General features: G+C 71.7%; 2 protein-coding genes. One reads left to right on the top strand and one right to left on the bottom strand.

From position 1 onward, the window contains the following. Positions 1-96: 96 nt before the first annotated feature. A complete protein-coding gene (locus QN345_RS17775; protein ID WP_134560693.1) occupies positions 97-1449 on the bottom strand; it encodes a glutamyl-tRNA reductase in 1353 nt (450 codons plus the stop codon). Positions 1450-1532: 83 nt separating this feature from the next. Between QN345_RS17775 and hemE the strand changes: the two genes are divergently transcribed. Next, positions 1533-2729: a uroporphyrinogen decarboxylase gene (gene hemE, locus QN345_RS17770; protein WP_134560692.1), complete on the top strand. Its 1197-nt coding sequence runs from the start codon at positions 1533-1535 to the stop codon at positions 2727-2729. The last annotated feature ends 12 nt before the right edge of the window (positions 2730-2741 follow it).

Genomic DNA, 2741 nt, shown 5'->3' with positions numbered 1-2741 from the left:
CCCGCGGGGCCGCGGCGGGGGGGGGCCCCCCCCCCCGGCCCGGGGGCGCAGCTCCCGCGCTCGCCGAAGAGACGCCGAGACGCCGCGCGCGAGCGCTCAGGAGGCCCGGTGCGCCGATCCGGGGAACGGATCCAGGGGCGGAGCGGACTCGGCCACGGAGCCGGCGCCGGACTCGACCCGGATGCCGAAGAGGGCGTCGAGGCCGCCGGTGAACGCGGCCTGCTCACCGGCCCTCGCGAGTTCGCGTGAGCGCACCATCGGCGTGTGCAGCAGGACGCTCGCGAGATGCCGCAACGCCCGCTCGGTCTGTTCGGTATCGTCGCCGTGCGCGCGCGCCCGTTCGATCTCTGAATCGAGCAGGTCGAAGACGTGGCTGCGCAACGCGACGACCGCTGGGGTGAGGCTCTGCTCTTCCGCGACCGCAGAGAACTTGCGTGCGGCGCGGTCGACGAGCAGGCGGGCCTCGCTCGTCGCATTGAGCTCTTCGAGCGGGGCGTGGATGCGGATGGTCTCGAGGTCGAGCAGCTCGACTCCCGGGACCTCGGTGACGTCAGGAGCGACGTTGCGCGGCAGGCCGAGGTCGATGATGAGCCGTCGGCCGGCCGGAGCGACCGGCTGTGCTCCGGCGTCGACATCCGCGGTTGCTGCCGCGCCCTCCCGGAGCAGTGCGGCCGTGACGACGTGGTGTTCGACGGTCGTGCAGGTCAGGATCAGGTCGGCACGATCGGCTTCGACGGCGAATCCCGACTCGGTGATCGCGGTGATGCCATGCGAGCCCGCGAACTTGACGGCGCGCCCGGTGGGCGAGTAGACCCGCACGTCGGAGACGCCGAGGTCGCGGAGCGCTGCGAGGGCGGCGCCGGCGTAACGGCCGGTTCCGACGAGCAGCACGCGGGTGCTCGCCCAGTTCACGATGCGGGTCTCGGCGAGCTGCAGGGCGAGGCGCACGAGTGACCGCCCGGCCGCGCCGATTCCGGTGCGGTTCTTGATGCCGCGGGAGGTCTGCGACGCGCGCTGGAACAGCCGCTCGAGTTCGGGGGTGGTCGTGCCGCGCTCGCGGGCCTGCTCGAGGGAGCGGCGCACCTGGCCTGCGATCTCGCCCTCGCCGACGACGACGGATTCCAGGCCGCTCGTCACCGCGAACAGGTGCTCGGCGACGCCGTTGCCGTGCACGAAGTCGAGGGTCTCGCGGAGGACCTCAGCGGTGACGCCGGTGCCGGCGCTGACGCCCGCGATCGCGGCCTGTACGGCCTCGAGGGGGGAGGCGCCGTCGGGTTCGTCGAGGTCGAGGTAGGCCTCGAAGCGGTTGCAGGTTGCGACGATGACCGCTCCGGACAGGCTCGGGTATCGCTCGATGATGCCGCCTGCCGTGCCGGGCGCGCCGACGGACAGCTTCTCGAGTACATCGAAACTCGAGTTCTTGTGGTTCGCGGACAGGCAGATCAGCACTCGGTGAGTCTACTTTGTCCATCTGGGCGTGGATCATCTGCGGAAAGCGCTTGGCTCCTGAAAGTTTGACAGAATTGACACAAATGAACCTCGACGCTCAACACCCCCTCGCCTCCGGACTCACCGCCGATTCCCGCCTCATCCGCGCATACCAGGGCACCCGCCCGGAGGCCACCCCCGTGTGGTTCATGCGCCAGGCCGGGCGTTCCCTTCCCGAGTACCGGTCGCTGCGGGTCGGCACCCGGATGCTCGATGCGTGCCTCGACCCGGAAATGGCCAGTGAGATCACCCTCCAGCCCGTGCTCCGGCACCAGGTGGACGCGGGAATCCTGTTCAGCGACATCGTGATCCCGCTCAAGCTCGTCGGTGTCGACGTCGAGATCGTCGCCGGGATGGGGCCGGTGCTCGGCAAGGCCGTCCGCACCGCCCGCGACGTCGCCGAGCTCGTCTCCCTCGACCCCGCCGTGCTCGAGACCACCCTCGACCCGATCCGGAAGGCCGTCGCCCGAACGGTCGCCCAGCTCGGCGGGACCCCGCTGATCGGGTTCGCCGGGGCGCCGTTCACCCTTGCGGCCTACCTCGTCGAGGGCGGCCCGTCCAAGGACCACATCCACGCGCGCACCCTGATGCACGCCGACCCTGCGGCCTGGGCCTCCCTGATGGACTGGACCGCAGAGGTGACCGGCCGCTTCCTGCGCGCCCAGGTGCTCGCAGGAGCGAGCGCTGCACAGCTCTTCGATTCCTGGGCCGGTGCGCTCTCCCTGGCCGACTACAGCCGGTTCGTCGCCCCGGCGTCGGCTGCTGCGATCGCCCACGTGCGCGATCTCAGCTATGCCGAGACCGCGCCCGGTGCGGACGCACCGATCCGGCGCAACGTCCCCGTCGTGCACTTCGGCGTCGGCACCGGCGAACTTCTCCACGAGATGCACGCCGTCGGCGCGGACGTCGTCGGCGTCGACTACCGGGTGCCGCTCGACGAGGCCAATCGCCGACTCGGCGGGAACGTCCCCCTGCAGGGCAACCTCGACCCCGCGCTCCTCGCCGCGCCGTGGCCCGTCCTCGAGGCGCACGTCCTCGACGTGCTCGAGCGCGGGCGCACCGCTCCTGCCCACGTGCTCAACCTCGGCCACGGCGTCCCGCCGCTGACCGACCCGACCGTGCTCACCCGCCTCGTCGCATTCGTGCACGAGGTCACTGCCGGCGCTCACGGGGAGACCGGAGCACCCGGGGCATCCGCCACCGCACCGAGCGAGCCGGCGTCCACGCCGGCCGCGTCCTGAGCCGGCGAGCGA

The organism is Cryobacterium sp. 10I1 (assembly GCF_035019805.1).
In the GTDB taxonomy this organism is placed as follows: domain Bacteria; phylum Actinomycetota; class Actinomycetes; order Actinomycetales; family Microbacteriaceae; genus Cryobacterium; species Cryobacterium glucosi.
The sequence above is the reverse complement of the archived record's forward strand: the minus strand, read 5'-3'. Positions and strand labels throughout refer to the sequence as shown.